At 51.7% G+C, this 14,968-nt stretch carries 23 protein-coding genes; 10 read left to right on the forward strand and 13 right to left on the reverse strand.

Annotation, left to right across the window (positions count from 1 at the left end):
* Positions 1-25: 25 nt before the first annotated feature.
* The 5 genes from B156_RS0122510 (at position 26) to B156_RS0122540 (ending at position 2,856) form a co-directional block, all read left to right on the forward strand.
* Positions 26-718 carry a DnaJ-like cysteine-rich domain-containing protein gene (locus tag B156_RS0122510; protein ID WP_018622057.1) on the forward strand — a complete coding sequence of 231 codons (693 nt, stop codon included), beginning with the start codon at positions 26-28 and terminating at the stop codon, positions 716-718.
* The gene (locus B156_RS0122515) at positions 715-1,107 is read left to right on the forward strand and encodes a hypothetical protein (RefSeq protein ID WP_018622058.1); all 393 of its coding nucleotides are present in this window, start codon (positions 715-717) and stop codon (positions 1,105-1,107) included. Before B156_RS0122510 ends, B156_RS0122515 begins: the two co-directional genes overlap by 4 nt.
* A gap of 430 nt (positions 1,108-1,537) precedes the next feature.
* Complete coding sequence (locus B156_RS0122525) at positions 1,538-1,861, forward strand: LytTR family DNA-binding domain-containing protein (RefSeq protein ID WP_018622060.1); 324 nt, start codon at positions 1,538-1,540, stop codon at positions 1,859-1,861.
* On the forward strand, positions 1,849-2,169 hold the full coding sequence (locus tag B156_RS0122530; RefSeq protein ID WP_018622061.1) for a hypothetical protein: 321 nt from the start codon (positions 1,849-1,851) through the stop codon (positions 2,167-2,169). Before B156_RS0122525 ends, B156_RS0122530 begins: the two co-directional genes overlap by 13 nt.
* Before the next feature lie 414 nt (positions 2,170-2,583).
* Positions 2,584-2,856, forward strand: a complete 273-nt coding sequence (locus B156_RS0122540; protein ID WP_018622063.1) for a hypothetical protein — start codon at positions 2,584-2,586, stop codon at positions 2,854-2,856.
* A 111-nt stretch (positions 2,857-2,967) separates the two neighbouring features.
* Here the strand turns inward: B156_RS0122540 and B156_RS0122545 are convergent, their stop codons facing one another.
* The 4 genes from B156_RS0122545 to B156_RS0122565 form a co-directional block, all read right to left on the reverse strand.
* On the reverse strand, positions 2,968-3,690 hold the full coding sequence (locus B156_RS0122545) for a CHAP domain-containing protein (protein WP_018622064.1): 723 nt from the start codon (positions 3,688-3,690) through the stop codon (positions 2,968-2,970).
* A 4-nt stretch (positions 3,691-3,694) separates the two neighbouring features.
* On the reverse strand, positions 3,695-3,874 hold the full coding sequence (locus B156_RS31535; protein WP_026260992.1) for a hypothetical protein: 180 nt from the start codon (positions 3,872-3,874) through the stop codon (positions 3,695-3,697).
* A gap of 243 nt (positions 3,875-4,117) precedes the next feature.
* Positions 4,118-4,336 (reverse strand): hypothetical protein, encoded by a 219-nt coding sequence (locus B156_RS0122560; protein ID WP_018622066.1) that lies wholly within the window; start codon positions 4,334-4,336, stop codon positions 4,118-4,120.
* A gap of 17 nt (positions 4,337-4,353) precedes the next feature.
* Positions 4,354-4,695 (reverse strand): hypothetical protein, encoded by a 342-nt coding sequence (locus tag B156_RS0122565; RefSeq protein ID WP_018622067.1) that lies wholly within the window; start codon positions 4,693-4,695, stop codon positions 4,354-4,356.
* Between the two features lie 425 nt (positions 4,696-5,120).
* Here B156_RS0122565 and B156_RS31540 point away from each other — a divergent pair, with 425 nt between their 5' ends.
* Positions 5,121-5,267 carry a hypothetical protein gene (locus B156_RS31540; RefSeq protein ID WP_157627136.1) on the forward strand — a complete coding sequence of 49 codons (147 nt, stop codon included), beginning with the start codon at positions 5,121-5,123 and terminating at the stop codon, positions 5,265-5,267.
* A 3-nt stretch (positions 5,268-5,270) separates the two neighbouring features.
* Here the strand turns inward: B156_RS31540 and B156_RS0122580 are convergent, their stop codons facing one another.
* From B156_RS0122580 to B156_RS0122590, 3 genes are read right to left on the reverse strand one after another with little or no spacing between them, the layout of a single operon-like run.
* Positions 5,271-6,050 (reverse strand): hypothetical protein, encoded by a 780-nt coding sequence (locus tag B156_RS0122580; protein WP_157627137.1) that lies wholly within the window; start codon positions 6,048-6,050, stop codon positions 5,271-5,273.
* Positions 6,031-6,468 (reverse strand): hypothetical protein, encoded by a 438-nt coding sequence (locus B156_RS0122585; RefSeq protein ID WP_018622071.1) that lies wholly within the window; start codon positions 6,466-6,468, stop codon positions 6,031-6,033. The genes B156_RS0122580 and B156_RS0122585 overlap by 20 nt, the downstream gene beginning before the upstream one ends.
* A complete protein-coding gene (locus B156_RS0122590) occupies positions 6,468-6,767 on the reverse strand; it encodes a hypothetical protein (protein ID WP_018622072.1) in 300 nt (99 codons plus the stop codon). The genes B156_RS0122585 and B156_RS0122590 overlap by 1 nt, the downstream gene beginning before the upstream one ends.
* 47 nt (positions 6,768-6,814) lie before the next feature.
* Here B156_RS0122590 and B156_RS0122595 point away from each other — a divergent pair, with 47 nt between their 5' ends.
* The 3 genes from B156_RS0122595 (at position 6,815) to B156_RS0122605 (ending at position 7,660) form a co-directional block, all read left to right on the forward strand.
* Positions 6,815-7,057, forward strand: a complete 243-nt coding sequence (locus tag B156_RS0122595; protein ID WP_018622073.1) for a hypothetical protein — start codon at positions 6,815-6,817, stop codon at positions 7,055-7,057.
* A gap of 86 nt (positions 7,058-7,143) precedes the next feature.
* Positions 7,144-7,464: a hypothetical protein gene (locus B156_RS0122600; protein ID WP_018622074.1), complete on the forward strand. Its 321-nt coding sequence runs from the start codon at positions 7,144-7,146 to the stop codon at positions 7,462-7,464.
* The gene (locus B156_RS0122605) at positions 7,457-7,660 is read left to right on the forward strand and encodes a hypothetical protein (protein WP_018622075.1); all 204 of its coding nucleotides are present in this window, start codon (positions 7,457-7,459) and stop codon (positions 7,658-7,660) included. Before B156_RS0122600 ends, B156_RS0122605 begins: the two co-directional genes overlap by 8 nt.
* A gap of 170 nt (positions 7,661-7,830) precedes the next feature.
* On the opposite strand, the gene B156_RS0122610 is transcribed toward B156_RS0122605, so the two are convergent.
* Both B156_RS0122610 and B156_RS0122615 read right to left on the reverse strand, forming a co-directional pair.
* A complete protein-coding gene (locus tag B156_RS0122610) occupies positions 7,831-8,043 on the reverse strand; it encodes a hypothetical protein (protein ID WP_018622076.1) in 213 nt (70 codons plus the stop codon).
* Positions 8,040-8,801 (reverse strand): hypothetical protein, encoded by a 762-nt coding sequence (locus B156_RS0122615; RefSeq protein WP_018622077.1) that lies wholly within the window; start codon positions 8,799-8,801, stop codon positions 8,040-8,042. The genes B156_RS0122610 and B156_RS0122615 overlap by 4 nt, the downstream gene beginning before the upstream one ends.
* 228 nt (positions 8,802-9,029) lie before the next feature.
* On the opposite strand from B156_RS0122615, the gene B156_RS31035 reads away from it, so the two are divergent.
* Positions 9,030-9,578 (forward strand): NUMOD4 motif-containing HNH endonuclease, encoded by a 549-nt coding sequence (locus B156_RS31035; protein ID WP_084757843.1) that lies wholly within the window; start codon positions 9,030-9,032, stop codon positions 9,576-9,578.
* A 19-nt stretch (positions 9,579-9,597) separates the two neighbouring features.
* On the opposite strand, the gene B156_RS0122630 is transcribed toward B156_RS31035, so the two are convergent.
* Genes B156_RS0122630 through B156_RS0122645 form a run of 4 tightly spaced genes read right to left on the reverse strand, consistent with a single transcriptional unit; the run spans position 9,598 to position 14,964 of the window.
* Positions 9,598-9,870, reverse strand: a complete 273-nt coding sequence (locus B156_RS0122630; RefSeq protein ID WP_018622080.1) for a hypothetical protein — start codon at positions 9,868-9,870, stop codon at positions 9,598-9,600.
* Positions 9,871-9,910: 40 nt separating this feature from the next.
* On the reverse strand, positions 9,911-12,526 hold the full coding sequence (locus B156_RS0122635) for an SGNH/GDSL hydrolase family protein (RefSeq protein WP_020601313.1): 2,616 nt from the start codon (positions 12,524-12,526) through the stop codon (positions 9,911-9,913).
* 8 nt (positions 12,527-12,534) lie between these two features.
* Complete coding sequence (locus B156_RS0122640) at positions 12,535-14,670, reverse strand: GDSL-type esterase/lipase family protein (RefSeq protein WP_018622081.1); 2,136 nt, start codon at positions 14,668-14,670, stop codon at positions 12,535-12,537.
* A 12-nt stretch (positions 14,671-14,682) separates the two neighbouring features.
* Complete coding sequence (locus tag B156_RS0122645; protein WP_018622082.1) at positions 14,683-14,964, reverse strand: hypothetical protein; 282 nt, start codon at positions 14,962-14,964, stop codon at positions 14,683-14,685.
* Positions 14,965-14,968: the final 4 nt, after the last annotated feature.

Here is a 14,968-nt window from a genome sequence, read left to right on the forward strand (position 1 = left end):
TGGGGTATATAATCTACTTACTACTATGAACAAATTATTTGAATCCGTACTGACAGTATTTATCGCGCAAGAACCAGACTATAGTGGCTGGATGACTTTGCCTTTTCGTGGCGCGGGTAAGGTTATGGCAACCAATGGGCACAGCCTTGTGGTGTTGCCAGACTTCCCGAATCAGTTTGTACCCAAAGAAGAGCAGGCGGCAATGGTTTACCCAATCGCCCATACCTGCCAAAAACAATTCTCAATAGAGCAACTACGGGAAGCAATTTCAAAAGCTCCCCTGATTGATTGTTTCGATGAAATAACCCGCAAATGTGATGTTTGCGATGGGGAAGGAGAGGTTGAGTATAGTTTTTCGGAATGGGAGTTCGACCGCACAATAATGGGCTGCTGCCCTGCCTGTGAGGGTGAAGGGCAGACAACAAAAACCAGTATTATTCCCAATGGCAAAAAGGAGGTTAGTCCGTTAGCTGTCATTAAAATTGGACTCAGCACAATGGCCGTTGGCAATATGAGCAAACTGCTGCGCTGCGCTGAGTTGCTGAATTGCTCTACCATTACCCTTGTCAGTCAAGTGGGCAAGTTTACCCTTAGTCTTTTCGCTGTTGGCGATGCTGAGGTGTTGTTAATGCCGACAATGACCAATGAGGAGAACACCCCAGTTGCTACAATACCGTTGCACTCAACCAAAAAACAGCAAACCACTCCAGCAGCATGAACACCGTACAACCAAAACCCAAGTCGCCCAAATTCTACGCGGTTATAGTAAGCCATCCCACCGAACGGGGTTTTATGCTGCCCTCGGTCAAAGATTCCCGGTTGGGAGCCTGTCAGCGTAAATGGGAGGGCGAAGGGTACAGTTTCAAACTACAGGGAGAAGCCAAACCCCTGCAACCAGCCGCCCCCTCACTGGCTACCGTGCCCACGTTTGCCGATACCGCCCGGAAAGAGAAGCCGGTAAAAAAGCAGGGCAGAAAGGAGATACCGAAACTGGCAATACAGGTTGAACCGGACCCCGACAAACCCAAGCCAATACCCCGCCAATCGAAGGGGATTGTATCACTTACAACGGGCAAATACTACCCGGCATCAAAAAGATGCGTGTGAGGAATTGGGCGTACTAAGCCCCAATATGGTCCGGCATCTGGCAGGGGACAGACCCACGATTGGCGGTCAGGTGTTCAACAGGGCAACGGCGCAAGAGAATAAAGAGAAACGAGCGATAAACAGGACCTTAATTGATTAGAGCGATGACAAATTTAGAGTTTTTAAAGCAGGCCGAAGCATGGTTGTCATTTAATAGGTGGCCTAGCCGTGAGCAAATGGGCAATTTCAAAACGTCCTTAGTACGGCAGATTGCTATTTCGGAAGCCGCGCCACAGACAGAAGCAAATGCCTTCACTTTCTCTGAGTGGTGTAACGCAAATTACATTCGCTTACGCGGGTGCTGGGTAGGCAGATACGAAAGCCAGACGAACCCCAATAACGGTAAAAGCACAGAGCAACTTTGGCATGAGTGGGCTAAACTGGCAACAGCATGATAACCAAACCCGCCAAAACATTCGATCCGGCTAGTACGCCGTACCTGACGGCTACCCCGTTCGGTAACTATACGTGGGTGCATTCAGCGAGTGGCCCGGCCTACCTGAGCACCTACAAGATTGGTAAGCTATCAACCCGGTTTCCCGGCTTTGTGCGGGTCCACCGTCGGCATCTGGTCAACCCCGCCTACGTGCAGGCGTACCGGGTGGGCAGGAAGGGCACGAACCGGCACGGCGTTGTCGTGATGCAGGATGGGACGGAGCTGGTGGTATCGAGGAAGATTGTCAGGACGGTAAGTCAAGTGTTATGCCAGCCCTGAAAGAATACGACCCGGCCAAAACAATGTATCTGAAAACGGATGACGGTTGTACGTGGGTTATTTCCGAGCATGAGCCGCCGTATCTGAGTAGTCACAACATCGGCCATTTGCTGCCCCTGTTCCCCGGCTTCGTCCGTATTCGTAAAGGTGTGTTGGTTAACCCGGTGTTTGTAAAGGCTGTCTACCATGCCCTGCTTAAATACGGACTTCCGGCAATGGTAGAAATGAACGATGATACATTGTTTATGGTCAGCATCCGACGCACAAAAGCAGTACAAGCCATTTTAAGCCCCGCTACGGGGTTGTAGGGTCGAAAGGTGTACAGCCCCGGTTTTGGGGAGAACGTGAAGCAGGGAGAGGAATAGGGAGGTAAAACGAGATAAGAAGCGATGAAAACGCAGAGGGAAATAGAAATTGAGGTACTAAGTATCGTTACTCACGCCCTGATGGGTGAGGAGGTTCACGACAAAAACGTGGAAAAGATTGTCGAACAGTGCACGGCCCTGGTAATGGTTGAACGGGCTACAGAGTGCGTACATCCATATTGGGCTGTTCACCGTAAAATGGACTTTGAACGGTGCTTAAAGTGCGGGGAAATACTTTGCGAAGGTTAAGCCCATGAAACGACGACTAACCCGGCTGTTCCGGGATTTCCTGACTATGCTGGCGTTGTTTGGATAACCCCCGGTAACGGTGCCGGGTGGACTAGAAAAGAGAGAGAGATGGAAAAGGCGAATAACTTCCCAATGTATGAGGATTTGTACGGTAAGTTTGTAGTGGTCCCTGACCGCTTTGAAACTGTATCCCGTTGGAGCGTAGCAATGGCAGTGAGCAATAAAGGAAGGTGGGTTCCTGAATTGGTTTCAGGAAATCAACTCTTAACACTTATTGCCGAAATAGAGCATGATTTAGCCGACCCTGAATGTCAGGAGGACTACAATTATATCAGTCAACTAAAGGAAGAATTGGACGAATTAAAAGGATACCCCGCCTAATTAATACTAACACTTCACCAACAAAAATCAGCCGGGCACCAAAAGCGTCCGGCTGATTGCTATTCGTATTGCTATTCCTAATTTAACCTAACCCCTTGCCTATGACTACACTTATCCAAAGTAGTCGATAAAGCCTAAGTTGATGCTGGATAGTGGCCGTTTGGTCTGTTTTAGGACCGCAACCCCCTCCCTTTCGCCTGCCCGGTTAGAGTTGCCCTCCACCGTTACCAGCATACGCCTGCCGCCCCTCACCTCTACCTTTTCCACTATACCCGTATGCCCCGCCGTTGAACTGAACTTCATTAGAAACTGCATACCCGGCTTTACCAGTTCGGGTTTTTTGGCTACCTCAGCCGCCGTTATTCGTTTCAAATCCACCTCATCAAATCCGGCCAAATCCCAAAGGTTCAGTACGCCCGCCGTTTTAGGGTGCGGGTTATGCGTCTGTGTCATCCGGCTCATTTGGGCAAAAACCCAGTACGAAAAAGCTGAACACCACGCATAACCGGGCGTTAATCCTACCCCTTTCAGCACCAAGTCAATTTGCGGCCCTCTGTTCGAGCCGGGTGGAACCTCAGATATTCCGATTTGACTAGCCGCAACCCGTAACAGTATCTCCGTAGCCGTTCCGTTGGGCCGTTGATTGAGGAACAGATACCCGTTTGTTACCGGCCCGAACTCTCCGTCCGGTACGATGCCGCAAGCCGATTGAAAGCGTTTCAGCGTGTCACGTAGGGCGTAGTTTGGAACGGCGGGATTGACGGCCCAGCCTAAAGCTGTAAGGCGGCCGGCTACCTGTTGCAGCGTTGGGAGGGTTTTTACGGTTGGGGTCATGGTGTTAGTCGATTGGTTCGCGTTTGATTAATTCGCGCCGGTAACGCTCTTTCTTACACGCCCAGCAATTACACGGCCTACTCGTGGTTTTCAGGCTAATGCCCTGTTCGGGCTTCACGTTGTAGAGCGATAGCCGCCGTTTCCATTTGCGGTCTGCTATCTGAGCGCGTTCCCCTTTGTTCATGTCAGTTCAGAAAGGTTTTAAAATAGCCCCCTTTATCCCGGACTCCGGTTTGGGTAGGGGCTGTGAGGGACATAGCCGAAAACCGGATAACCCAACCCGCGATTCGTGAACATGGCGAATGCTCCAATCACTGTCTGCCTAGCTTCTCGCCAAGCTATCAGACACGTTTCTTTACCAGCAACCACACCGACACCGTACCCAGCAGGAGGGCGTTGATTAGCGTGTCGGTGGGGGTGGTGCGGGTCATCGTTTTGCAATCAAGTCCAAAAGGTCACTATCCGTTATAGGTAATTGTTGCTCATAGAATACGGAATGAACCCGCACATCGGGCCAATACTTTACCTTGCCTATTCCGGGATACGTGTAGAGTGCCGCCCCTTTGTTGTAAAAACAGGTCGGGTATTGGCTATCCTGTTGCCAGCCATTTGTCAGTAGCAAGTCGGTCATTTTATCAGCGTCCATCTTTCCTTTCCTGTTTTCTACGTTTGCGCCACAGACCCCATTTTTAAACCTGTAAACCCATCCCCATCCCGGCATAGAATCAGTAATTCCGATTCTGAGGGTTTACCGTTGGGCAGGGTGAACGCCTGTAAATCGTGCCCGTCAAAACCACAGACAAGGGGCAAAAAATCGCGGTTCATCTGGACCTGCGCCCCCAGCAACAGATCAGCGTTGAACGAGCGGGTAAATATGCCAAGCTCGCAAGGGTCAACCCGTACCACCTCAACCGGGCATTCCCCATCGGATAGCCAAAGCAGCCCCGGCGTTTGTGCCAGTAGCTTGCTCAGGTGGGCGTGTAGGGGTGTGGGGGTGTTGGTCATATACCTAGCCTTATTACTGACTCACTGTACTGTTTTTGGCGTAACAACCAAAATCCAGGCGATGCCCCTGTTACGTAGGATAAGCCCGAAGCGATTGCCCAATTAATCGGAGCGCGTCCATCAATTACTTCGTTGAGTTTCTCGGTAGTTATACCCATCTCAAAAGCCATTGATTCAACAGTCCTATTGTTCTCCTTCATCCAGTCAACAATAGTGTTACCGGGCTTCGACGCCCAATTAGGCTGGAACGGTCTTACCATCTAATTTCAGGGTTAAATGACGCTACTATTTTACGCTTTTTTTCTGAGCAAAACAAGTTAAAGTATTGTTTTTTAGGGGGTTATGTGTATATTAGTGGTATGGAGAATGTTAAAATACCAATACATGAAAAGTGTCAGAAATTGGCGGAATCCATTTACCGTAGCATGCACTTTCCCGGCTCTGGCGGGGCTAATTGGGATAAGTACGACGACCAACGCGAAATAGATAAGATAGCCGCTCAAATCATGGAAATTGCCGCCCAAGCCTACGCAGAAGGTACGGACGACAGTTTCAGGATTTTCAGCATTTAACCCTCACCTCCGCCCCCGCTTGTAGCTGACCGGCATGGAATCCGGCTCAAACCTACCGACGGGGCCGGAAAAGATGCGGTCGATAGTCTCGCTAGTGAGGTAGCTTTTCCCGGCTAACGGCTCCATTGTTTCCCGGCTGTTCTCCCCAAACCGGCGCATCTCATAGCGGTTCCTTTGCACCTCCAATAGTAGTTGCTTATACAGCACTTCCAATTTCTCGATCAGGTTCTGCGTCGTTTTCAGAATAGCCGTCTGCTCGGTTAGCTTTACCTGTAGCCGCTGAATCTGTAACGAGTCCGAAACGTGCTGCACACTATCAGCCCGGTGTTGGGCCGCGTATTGCTGTTGCAATCTACCTACCTCCGTTTCTGCCCTTCGTGCCGCCCGGCTTGTCACCTGCGCCCGCGCTTGTCCCATATCAATCGCTTCGATTAACCGAACGAACGGCGCGGCTATAACCCCAATCAGGACCACACCGACAACCGACCAGATTATCACTTTTCGCGCCTGTCGGTCCTCCCGTAGCTCTTTACCCAGTAGATAGGAAAGCAGAACAAACGTCAGCATCAGCGACACGGCTATCATGCGGGTCATACCAGCATAGGGCAGTAGTTCAGGCCGGAAAATCATTATCCCCCCGATACCCACGCCAATCATGCCGCCCCCGATACCCAGCCGGTAGGTATTGCCGTTTTTGAGGGTGGCAAACAGGATGCCCGCTAACATGGCGATACACCAGATAACGGCCCCGAATGTTGTTAGATTAATCTGCGCTTGTGTCATCGTCTTTTCTATTCTTTAGCGTGTTAAACGTCGTTATGAGTGTTCTGCCAATGAGCGACACTTTATCAATGAACTCCTGTAACCCTTCGGCTTCGCTCCACAGATTGAACAGCCATTGCGAGAGGAACAGCGAACCGATACCCATGAAGCCCGCTATAAAGCACATCAGCAAGGGATTGATTTTTAGAATGTCCACGAAAAAAGCGGCCAGACTGCACATCAGCACGTAGGAACTGGCGTGTATGGTCAGGCTCAGAAATAGCGGTAGTTTCACCCGGCCAGACGGTTTGCGTAATTCCTGCGCCATACTCATAGCAGCCGAGAATATCAGGCCGAATAGCACGAACAGAAACACGGCTATATAGAGAATATTCTTGGCAAGGCACCGGGTAAGGGCGGTAACGTCGAATCCTTTCATTACTCATTGTTTTCTAGCGTTGATCGTTCCTCTTGTTCAGTGGATAGTTTGTCACAGCCGACGCACGAGCCGCAACGTCGGGCCTGTTCAATCGCTATCTGGCGTTCCGCTTCCGGCAAGGCGTGTAGGGCGGCTACCACGCGGGCAATGCGCTGGATGCGGGTTAGTTGGGCGTGTTCCTGGTTGGTGTCTAGTGACATAGTTTTCAGGTTGTGGGTGCTGATTGTATAGAATAGTACCGCACGGGCGGCCCCGCGTTTAATCAATTCATGGTGATTGTTTCTTAAAATTGCTTGCATTAATAAGAAAGGTTTGTATATTTGTACATACTTAAACGGACAAGGAAATGACTACCCAGATGAATCCACTAGCAGCCGCCAACATCGTAGAAATGGAATACATCAGCAAACTGATTGCAGCCAAATCCGCTAACTGGCAGCGTATCTTCGCACCAAAAATGCGAGAAGATTTAGCTGGTATGATTAATAATGCCAATCAGGTAGGCATGACAGTACCCCAACATTTACAGTCGCACGATTGGGATAGTTTCGAGCAGTACGTAAGCATCAAATGGCCAAACGCATTTTAGTAACCTGGTGCCCCTCACGCCCGGATTTCGGGCGTATCAGGATTGGGGATAAATGGGAGAGAGTCCAGCCTATAAATTCAAAAACTATGGAAACATACAAAGGAGCCGACAACTTACCGCCGTTCAAAATCAACGGCACGAACGCAGATTTGCAACGCTTTGAGCATGAGTGTAAGCGTTTAGGGCTGGATGTTTCAAAGGCAAACGATTACTTTCGGGATGATTACGAGCATTGTTTAATTCCTGCTTATGCCTACAATCCAGCAAAGGCCGGAAACATAAAATTACAGTTGCTTTCAAGTGATGTTTACTATCCCAAAATCACTTACGACCTGAAAACTGACTTTTCTATTGCCTTGTCAATGGTTGAGGTTATAAACTCCCATAACCAAAGTTCCCATGCCTAAAGGAATCAACTCAGACGGGTCGCCTAAAAAACGGCCCGTCAATGCCGGACGCAAAAAGAAGCCCCCCGGCGTAAAGAAAATCAAAGTAAGCTGGTCAATGGACCCGGCTGCGGTGGCAATCATCAGAGCGCAACCTAATCAGGCTCAATTTCTTGAACAGCTTGTTTTTGGTTCTATACAATTAGCAGATCAATGAACTTTTGAACCGGCGTATCCGGCTCCTTTCCCCGCCCCGCACCTTGCTTTTGCCGGTTGGGTCTGGTATATTTGGGTATCTAACATGGGACAAACATGTACCCGCAACGCTACGGCGTACCAGTGCGGGTCTTTTGCCGCCCCTTTGCTATGGATGGCAAGGGGGCTTTTTTATTTTCCCTTCTTTTTCGGTTCCTGCTCTACCACCCACATCAGGGATTCAACCTGAAACAACGTAATATTCCAGCTGTCTAATAATGCCTCACGCCGGGCTTTGTTCTTTGGCTTATTCTCCAGTAGTAACTCCTGCCATTGCAACCGCAAGTCTTCGGCTTGGTGCCGTAGCTGGGCAATCCGTAGGTTTATCTGCGCCTTTGTTTTCATTGTCGTACCGGGTTTAACGCCTGTTCCAGTTCACTCAACACCTCCACTTTTTCCACAACGGAATCCATGCCTACGGCTGACCGTTCGAGCTGGTTTCTCCGTTTCACGTTCAACGGCCATATCCCGCCCCTTTTCATTGCCCTGGTTTGAGCCGACAGGGTACGCATACCCGCCCCGGCTGTTTTAAGCCCCGCACTAAGCCGCTTATTTGCCACGACAGCGAGCGAAAGGGCAAGACTGAGGGTATCAATCACTCGTACCCCCAACGCTTCTCTGACGGCTGTTTTAAGCCCCGCCCGGTTGACGCTGGCCGTATCGGTTACACCCTTTGCCAGTGTGCCATTTTTCACCAACTGATTCAGGAATTGCACCCGCGCTTGTGAGTCGGTCAATCGGTCGGCGGTTTCGTCTTTCTCCATTACCTGCTGCTGATACAAACCCTTCCACTGCAACCCCGCCGTTACCGCGTCCTGCTGCTGCTGCCGGAACCCCTGCGCTATTTCCCGCAAACGGGTAGTGTCCGCGTGGTAGCGGTGGGCTGTTGTCGTCGAATCAATCAGTAACAGCCGTTCGTGCTGTTCGCTTCTTTCGGCCCGGTTGAGGTAGCTAGATGCCGTTCCGTTCCAACTATCAGGATTAACCCACAGCCAGTACAGGCCGTAGATTAATGCACCTACTGCCACAACCCGGAATACCCAGATAAGCCAAAGCATATTTGGGGCAATAAAACCGGCTATTCTGGTCAGTAGAGCTTTCATAGCTTTAGGGCTGTTCTGCGTCGTGTGGCAACGGTTCGGCGGGCTTTACCGGGTCCGTTAGTGGAGTTGGCTGCGGCTGATTGTCATCTTCGTAAATCATGATTTCATGTATTTTATTTTGGTTAACTCACTGATTTTTAGTATCTTGTATAGTCTAAAATAGACAGCCCGACCATGCGTTAGAAGCGCAATAGTCGGGCCTAGCCAAAACAATAACCAGATATTGAAATGGGTACTACAAATGTAGAACAAACGGGTGAAGTATGGAGAGACATTCCAGGTTATGAAGGACTTTATACCGTTTCTAATTTTGGTCGAATAACCTCTTGTCACGATAAATATGCCAGCAGGCGTAAAGTCAAAGGTGACCGCATCCTTTCCCCACACATAAGGGGTGGACTCTATCGGTATGTTGGACTTTATAAGCATAAAAAAGCTAAAACCTGGTCTGTTCATAGTTTGGTAATGCTTGCCTTTGTTGGGGAGCGCCCGACTGGCTATGTCATTAATCACATTGATGGACAGAAGACCAACAACCACATTGAAAACTTGGAGTACTGCACAGTACTTGAAAACAACAGACATGCTATTGTGACTGGACTTAAGGATCCTAAAAGGGTTAAAGTTCAGCGCAACCATACACCACGCGAGACGATTCTTCATATCAGAAATTCCTACCTGATGGGAGAGACAGTCGCTCAAATAAGCAGACAAGTAAAAATTGCGCCAACGGCGGTCAGGAAAATTGCAAAGCGAATCAGTTATCATTGGATTTAGTGTAAACAGTGTGCCACAATCAAGATTCTTCTGGTAGTGGCACACTGGATTTATCCTCGATTGGTGTCGGCTGTGAAATTGTCTGGCTCGCCTTAATATTGATCGGGTTACGGGCTACGCTGATGCGTTCGTAGTAGCTCAATAGCTCACGAGTCAGCACCAGCAAGGCGGCTATATAGGGCCGTTCGGTGAAAATGGTAATCGTAGTGGCCGTAACGACCGCCGTTTTTAGCCCGCCCAAATGAGCCAGCCAGCTACGGGGCACGATTAGCAGTTTCGGTATTGTTTCCATTTGGTTCGGCTCGTGAGGGTGAAAAAGTGGGGAGGGGCTATTAAAGAAAGTAACGCAATAGCCTGCGGTTTCGGGTAGCTATACCACCCGCCATCAGATTAAGAAGCACGAGCATCAGCCATTCAGAAAATGAATACTGATACACCTCTGTCTGGGTCGATAGCCAGCCCACCGGGTCAACATACGAGCCAGACAGATACCAGTTCGAGAGTGTTGCGCCGGGGGTCATGGTCAGTACGGCGTGAGCACTACCGTTGATGGAAAGCGAAAACGTCGCGGTCGGTGCTGCGCCCCCGGTGGTCGAATATGCCGGGGTTACGGTAATCGAATTGACTGACCCGGCTGTACCGGCTGGCGATGACTGCGCGTTGACTACGAACTGAACCCGGTAGCGGGTTGAATTGCTTGAACTCTGGGTTTTCAGATACACGTTGAGGTCGAAGATTGGTGAGTGGGAACCGTTCAGAATCCCTAACTCCAGAACCGGAATGCCCACGCCTGAACTGGCGGTTGTCGTACTGGCAACGTCGGTTAGCGTCCCGGTTCTGAGCGTTGTTGCCGCCCCGCCCCCGGCAATACTGGCCGCAAGCGAGGGCGTAGCGGTAGACACGCCCAGATAGCGTAGTGTTGCCTGTGCCCGTAGTTCGTCGCCCGATTGTGAAACGCCTGATACTGCCGTTGCTGACAGGTGTACACCATCCAGCATATACCCCCCCGCCGTAAGTGCCGTGTACCCGCCCATCCTATCGACCAAATTCAGGTATTCGGTTTTCGGGATTGTCTGCTTCATAGCCGCATACGAATCAAAATACGTCGTGGCATGATCGGATGGTTCCACCCCATGCACCATCACTACTTTTGTGTTAGGACTACCCGCTTTTACGTCGTTGGTGTAGGTCGTCAGCCAGGTTTTTGCCGTATCGGCAGTAACGGTCATTCGGTCATTGGTAAGCGCGTCGATGAGAAGAGCATCAGGTTTCAGGAAATTATACCACGCTTGCCGGAACGTGGAACTGAGCTTGTTGATGTCCTGCATTTTGCGCCCGCCCGTTGCCCACCTGCCGAAACTTACGCCCGTACTGTTGTAGTAATGCAGGGCAAAAAACGTAACCTTACCTGTAATACTGGCGGCTGCTACCGACCAATCCACTGTCGGTGTTAGCTCAATCCAGGCAATACCCGCGCTGGTTGAATCGGTCTGGTAGGTTGGATAGGTTGAGGACGAGGTTGCGCCAAAGCCGAATTTGAATGAGCCGCCCCCCGGTTGTTTGAGGTAGTACAGGCGTATTTTCTGGCTGGTCCGGCTGCCGCGTGGCCCCCATGACCAGGAGTCTGTGCCCGAACAGGCAGAACAGGAAAGTCCCTGCCCGGTCAGGGCGTAGGTCGTTGGTACGGTATTGAAGGCATACGAGGACAGGTATTGCATATTGCTGGACTTGCCGAATGAAACATCCTCCGAACCTGCCGGGCCGTTCTCAATCGGCATGAACCCCAGCCCACCATCACCATACGCTCCCCGCAGTTTTGGCCGTATGTAGTCCACGTAGGAAAGCCCCCCCGCGCCATCGGTGTGCGAATCAATCAGGCCAGCCATCAATCGCGGTGTGGTGGTCAGGTTGGATAGTACAGTGGGGAAAGTCTTGGCGGTTATGGCGGTGGCGTTATTGCCTACCGTTACGGATAGGGCCGCTATCGCACTCGCATTCGTGGCCCCCGTAGCCGTTGCACTGTTCGCCGTTGTCAGGGCCGTGTTTGCCGTTGCAGACACCGAAACTATTCCTGCTGTGTTTATTCCTATTGCCGTGCTGTTGCTGTTTACCCTACTGGTAAGCGTAGCCGTTGCGCTGGATAGGCTGGCAATGGCCGCGCTATTGGTCGTGCCCGTTGCCGATACGCTGGCAATTGAGGTAGTATTATTTGTTATTGAGGTGGTGTTGTTCCCCACCGCCAGCGATAGACTGGATAAACTCGTGGCGTTCGTGCCTATCGCTGCGCTATTGCTGCTTACCCGCGTGTTTATGTCGGCTATTGTCAGGGCGTTGTTGGTCAGAAACGTGTTATACGTGGCGGTCGTGACCCGGTTGTTAATATCAATTACGTTCTGGTCAATCCTGCCCGTCTGGGTCTGGATAAGGCCCGCCGTTGATGCCTTGTAGGCCGTGAAGCTGGTCGAGGTCAGGCCGGTGGTTGTGGTCAGATACCCGGCCCCCGCTACGTCCGCACTCAGGTTCTGGTATAGCGTTTGCAATGTCGATAGCTGGCTGGAGATTTGCGAATAGATACTCGCCGTAATGGGCGGCAATACAACCGCGTTCAGCCCCACATTAACCCGGCCCGCGTACCGGATGACTCCGCCGATTTTTAGCCGGTAATAGCTGACCGTCGGCAGGGTTGCGGATGTGGCGTACCTCACCGTTACCAGTGTGCCAGACCGTACCACCGTAGGCTGGGGGGTAACAAGCTGGGAGGATTCCGAAGCCGTTGCCGTGCCGGTGACGGTGATAGCCTGCAGGGTATCCGTGATTGATACCCCAATCGGGGCGGATTCGACCGCGTTGCCCCGGTAGCCGTTGATGTCCAGGTTGTAGGGTACGACCTGCCCACTGGCAAGGGCAGGCAGGAGCAGGAAGGTAACGAGTAATCGCGTGTAGTGCATAGCGTTAGTTAAGGTTTGGCTCCCAGTGACTGGAGCGCGTTGATTAAGTAGGCTTCACGTTCACCCACTTTTTGTAGCGTCGTATCAATAATCCGGTCGGTGAGTGTTTTCATGCTGCCGTAGGTAAAATGCACCCCGCCCGCATCAACAGACAGCCCCAGGGAGGAAACCAGAAACATATAGCTGTCCCCTGCCACCACCTCACGCATTGGCGGGTTAAACGTATCGACCGTGCCGCCCCGCGCGTACTCGGTGAACAGAATCGGAACAAACCCGAATTGTTCCCGCAAACGGGTCTTAAAGCTCGTCAGGCTGTCTTTTAATTGGGTGGAGGTATACCCGGCAATACCGTCGTTGAAACCGAGATCGGTCACGAACACCACCACCGGCACTTTGCCCTGCGCCCTGATCTGCTTTTTGGCGGTGTCTACCTTCGCCACCATGTTGTTCCAGAACGTGCCGCCTTTTTGCCACTCGGGGAACGTAGCCCCGCCCTGCCCGCACTTGACCAGAAAGACCGGCGCATCCCGGAAACTGCCAGCCGCTACCCGGTTGGCTAGTTGCAACTCGATACCGAAGTGCGTCGCGTCCATATAGCGCAAACCGGGGTAGTTGTTTACCCCAACGTGAGAAGGGGCGAATAAGGACGACGAACCGTTGATGATCTGCACCCCCGTTCGTTCGGATAGTTCGGTGACCGATGCCTGCTCAATCGGGGTAAAGCCGCCCATGTTGGAGGCTCCGGGTGCCACAAACAGGTAAGCGTATTGGGTCATACTGCCGCTACCCGATGTGGGTGCGGGCGTTGGTGTTGGATCGGGATTGTAGGTAGCCCGGATTTTGCCGGAGTTCAGAATCGTTTCGTAAATCAGGGTGTGCCCGGCGGGGGATGGGTGTAACCCATCACCGGAGAGATATACAGGCGGGTTGCGGCTCATCGGGGTCCAGCAATCAATAATATCGGCCCCGGCGTAGGTAGATTGTATCAGGGCTTTTAATGCCAGCAGGTTCGCGGTGTACGCGCTTTCTTCGTAAAACGGCAAGAGATGCACCACCCGGATATTAGCCGCCGTAAGCTGGGCTACAATATTGGCATAGTTGGCAAAGGTGGCACTGACTGAGCGGCCTTTGTAGAAATCATTCGTGCCAATGCTGATAGTGGCCTCTTTGGGGGCCAGACTAATAATATCCTGAATCGAGCGCAGAATCTGCCCGGTGTCATCCGAAGCCCCGCCGTGAATGATAGTCGGTCGGAACTTCTGACCCAACAATACCCCGTACCTATTTTCCTGCGTTCCGGCGTAAACAACGGTCTTAGAGTCACCAATCACCATCAGGGCCGCGTTCTTTGGCTCCTGAGAGGTGATTTTGAGTCCAATTAGTTTGGGACTTCCCGCCACGTTAAACACCGAAAACCTACCCGTATTGGGGGCAATTTCAGCCGCGCCGTACTGGAGTGAGTAGGTGTAACTAACACTTACCGGGGGCGATGGATTCGAGCGGTTGACGACCGTCGCAAAGAGCGAAACCCCGTCGCGTTGCAATGTAACGTGCAAACTGTCCCCTTCAGCAAAAGCCGGAAGGCCCGAAGCGGACTGCGCCAGCTCGGTCGGAATGCCGTTGCTGATGGAAGCCAGGTATAGCCCGCCGGGCGTATAGATAGTGGACAAATTAATCCACACGGCCAGGCTGCGAGCGTACACATCCGAGCTGGAATTAGGGCCGAAGCCAACAGCCTGCAACGTATCCGATACTGGACCCGGTATTACGTCGGCTTCCATGATCCAATGGTCCTGCATCCGGGGCTGGGCAATGCCGAGGGCTTTTTTCCAGCCGCCGTTGCCATTGCTAAACCGTATAGCTCCGCCCACGACGGTAGCCGATGAGGACGAATCAACAAAATCAGCCAGGGAAACCCAGTTGTATTTTTCGTACAGTATGCCCGATAGCGTCGGCGTGGCGGGAATGGCTTCCGACACGGCATTCAGCACCGTGCGGAGTTTGAGGGCCGATACCGAACCCGTTAGCCCCGGCACGATCTGGGAATAGATCAGGGTTTTCAGTGACGTGGTGGAGCTAGGCGGGGTTTGGCAAAAGCCAGCCAGCGCAAACAATAACAGCGGGAGAATCAGACTCTTTTTCATCGGTGGTTGTAATTAGTCAGCAATAAATTCGGTATTGGCCTCAAAGTCATCTTTTTTCCAGACGGACGGGTGTTCGGGGAAATCCCAGATGATATAGTCCCCATCTTCGAGCATAGCCCGAAACCGCTCGTTTAGTTTTTCCGGTACTTCATCCCCCGCGTGCCACTGCGTAGCCTCTATGGTCTGGGGGCGGGTTGAGCCATCCAGTTGAATACGGGCCAGATTGACCAGCGATACGGTTGAAAATCCGGCCTCGTCAACTAGTGGTTTGTGAAATCGTCTATAGGTTGCCATTGGA

Origin of the sequence: Spirosoma luteum DSM 19990 (assembly GCF_000374065.1) — a bacterium.
Classification (GTDB): domain Bacteria; phylum Bacteroidota; class Bacteroidia; order Cytophagales; family Spirosomataceae; genus Spirosoma; species Spirosoma luteum.

What these genes read in the sequence shown, in the direction of transcription:
- B156_RS0122510 (WP_018622057.1), top strand. Translation starts at nt 26, where the DNA reads ATGAACAAATTATTTGAATCCGTACTGACAGTATTTATCGCGCAAGAA.
- B156_RS0122515 (WP_018622058.1), top strand. Translation starts at nt 715, where the DNA reads ATGAACACCGTACAACCAAAACCCAAGTCGCCCAAATTCTACGCGGTT.
- B156_RS0122525 (WP_018622060.1), top strand. Translation starts at nt 1,538, where the DNA reads ATGATAACCAAACCCGCCAAAACATTCGATCCGGCTAGTACGCCGTAC.
- B156_RS0122530 (WP_018622061.1), top strand. Translation starts at nt 1,849, where the DNA reads ATGCCAGCCCTGAAAGAATACGACCCGGCCAAAACAATGTATCTGAAA.
- B156_RS0122540 (WP_018622063.1), top strand. Translation starts at nt 2,584, where the DNA reads ATGGAAAAGGCGAATAACTTCCCAATGTATGAGGATTTGTACGGTAAG.
- B156_RS0122545 (WP_018622064.1), bottom strand. Translation starts at nt 3,690, where the DNA reads ATGACCCCAACCGTAAAAACCCTCCCAACGCTGCAACAGGTAGCCGGC.
- B156_RS31535 (WP_026260992.1), bottom strand. Translation starts at nt 3,874, where the DNA reads ATGAACAAAGGGGAACGCGCTCAGATAGCAGACCGCAAATGGAAACGG.
- B156_RS0122560 (WP_018622066.1), bottom strand. Translation starts at nt 4,336, where the DNA reads ATGGACGCTGATAAAATGACCGACTTGCTACTGACAAATGGCTGGCAA.
- B156_RS0122565 (WP_018622067.1), bottom strand. Translation starts at nt 4,695, where the DNA reads ATGACCAACACCCCCACACCCCTACACGCCCACCTGAGCAAGCTACTG.
- B156_RS31540 (WP_157627136.1), top strand. Translation starts at nt 5,121, where the DNA reads ATGCACTTTCCCGGCTCTGGCGGGGCTAATTGGGATAAGTACGACGAC.
- B156_RS0122580 (WP_157627137.1), bottom strand. Translation starts at nt 6,050, where the DNA reads ATGACACAAGCGCAGATTAATCTAACAACATTCGGGGCCGTTATCTGG.
- B156_RS0122585 (WP_018622071.1), bottom strand. Translation starts at nt 6,468, where the DNA reads ATGAAAGGATTCGACGTTACCGCCCTTACCCGGTGCCTTGCCAAGAAT.
- B156_RS0122590 (WP_018622072.1), bottom strand. Translation starts at nt 6,767, where the DNA reads ATGCAAGCAATTTTAAGAAACAATCACCATGAATTGATTAAACGCGGG.
- B156_RS0122595 (WP_018622073.1), top strand. Translation starts at nt 6,815, where the DNA reads ATGACTACCCAGATGAATCCACTAGCAGCCGCCAACATCGTAGAAATG.
- B156_RS0122600 (WP_018622074.1), top strand. Translation starts at nt 7,144, where the DNA reads ATGGAAACATACAAAGGAGCCGACAACTTACCGCCGTTCAAAATCAAC.
- B156_RS0122605 (WP_018622075.1), top strand. Translation starts at nt 7,457, where the DNA reads ATGCCTAAAGGAATCAACTCAGACGGGTCGCCTAAAAAACGGCCCGTC.
- B156_RS0122610 (WP_018622076.1), bottom strand. Translation starts at nt 8,043, where the DNA reads ATGAAAACAAAGGCGCAGATAAACCTACGGATTGCCCAGCTACGGCAC.
- B156_RS0122615 (WP_018622077.1), bottom strand. Translation starts at nt 8,801, where the DNA reads ATGAAAGCTCTACTGACCAGAATAGCCGGTTTTATTGCCCCAAATATG.
- B156_RS31035 (WP_084757843.1), top strand. Translation starts at nt 9,030, where the DNA reads ATGGGTACTACAAATGTAGAACAAACGGGTGAAGTATGGAGAGACATT.
- B156_RS0122630 (WP_018622080.1), bottom strand. Translation starts at nt 9,870, where the DNA reads ATGGAAACAATACCGAAACTGCTAATCGTGCCCCGTAGCTGGCTGGCT.
- B156_RS0122635 (WP_020601313.1), bottom strand. Translation starts at nt 12,526, where the DNA reads ATGCACTACACGCGATTACTCGTTACCTTCCTGCTCCTGCCTGCCCTT.
- B156_RS0122640 (WP_018622081.1), bottom strand. Translation starts at nt 14,670, where the DNA reads ATGAAAAAGAGTCTGATTCTCCCGCTGTTATTGTTTGCGCTGGCTGGC.
- B156_RS0122645 (WP_018622082.1), bottom strand. Translation starts at nt 14,964, where the DNA reads ATGGCAACCTATAGACGATTTCACAAACCACTAGTTGACGAGGCCGGA.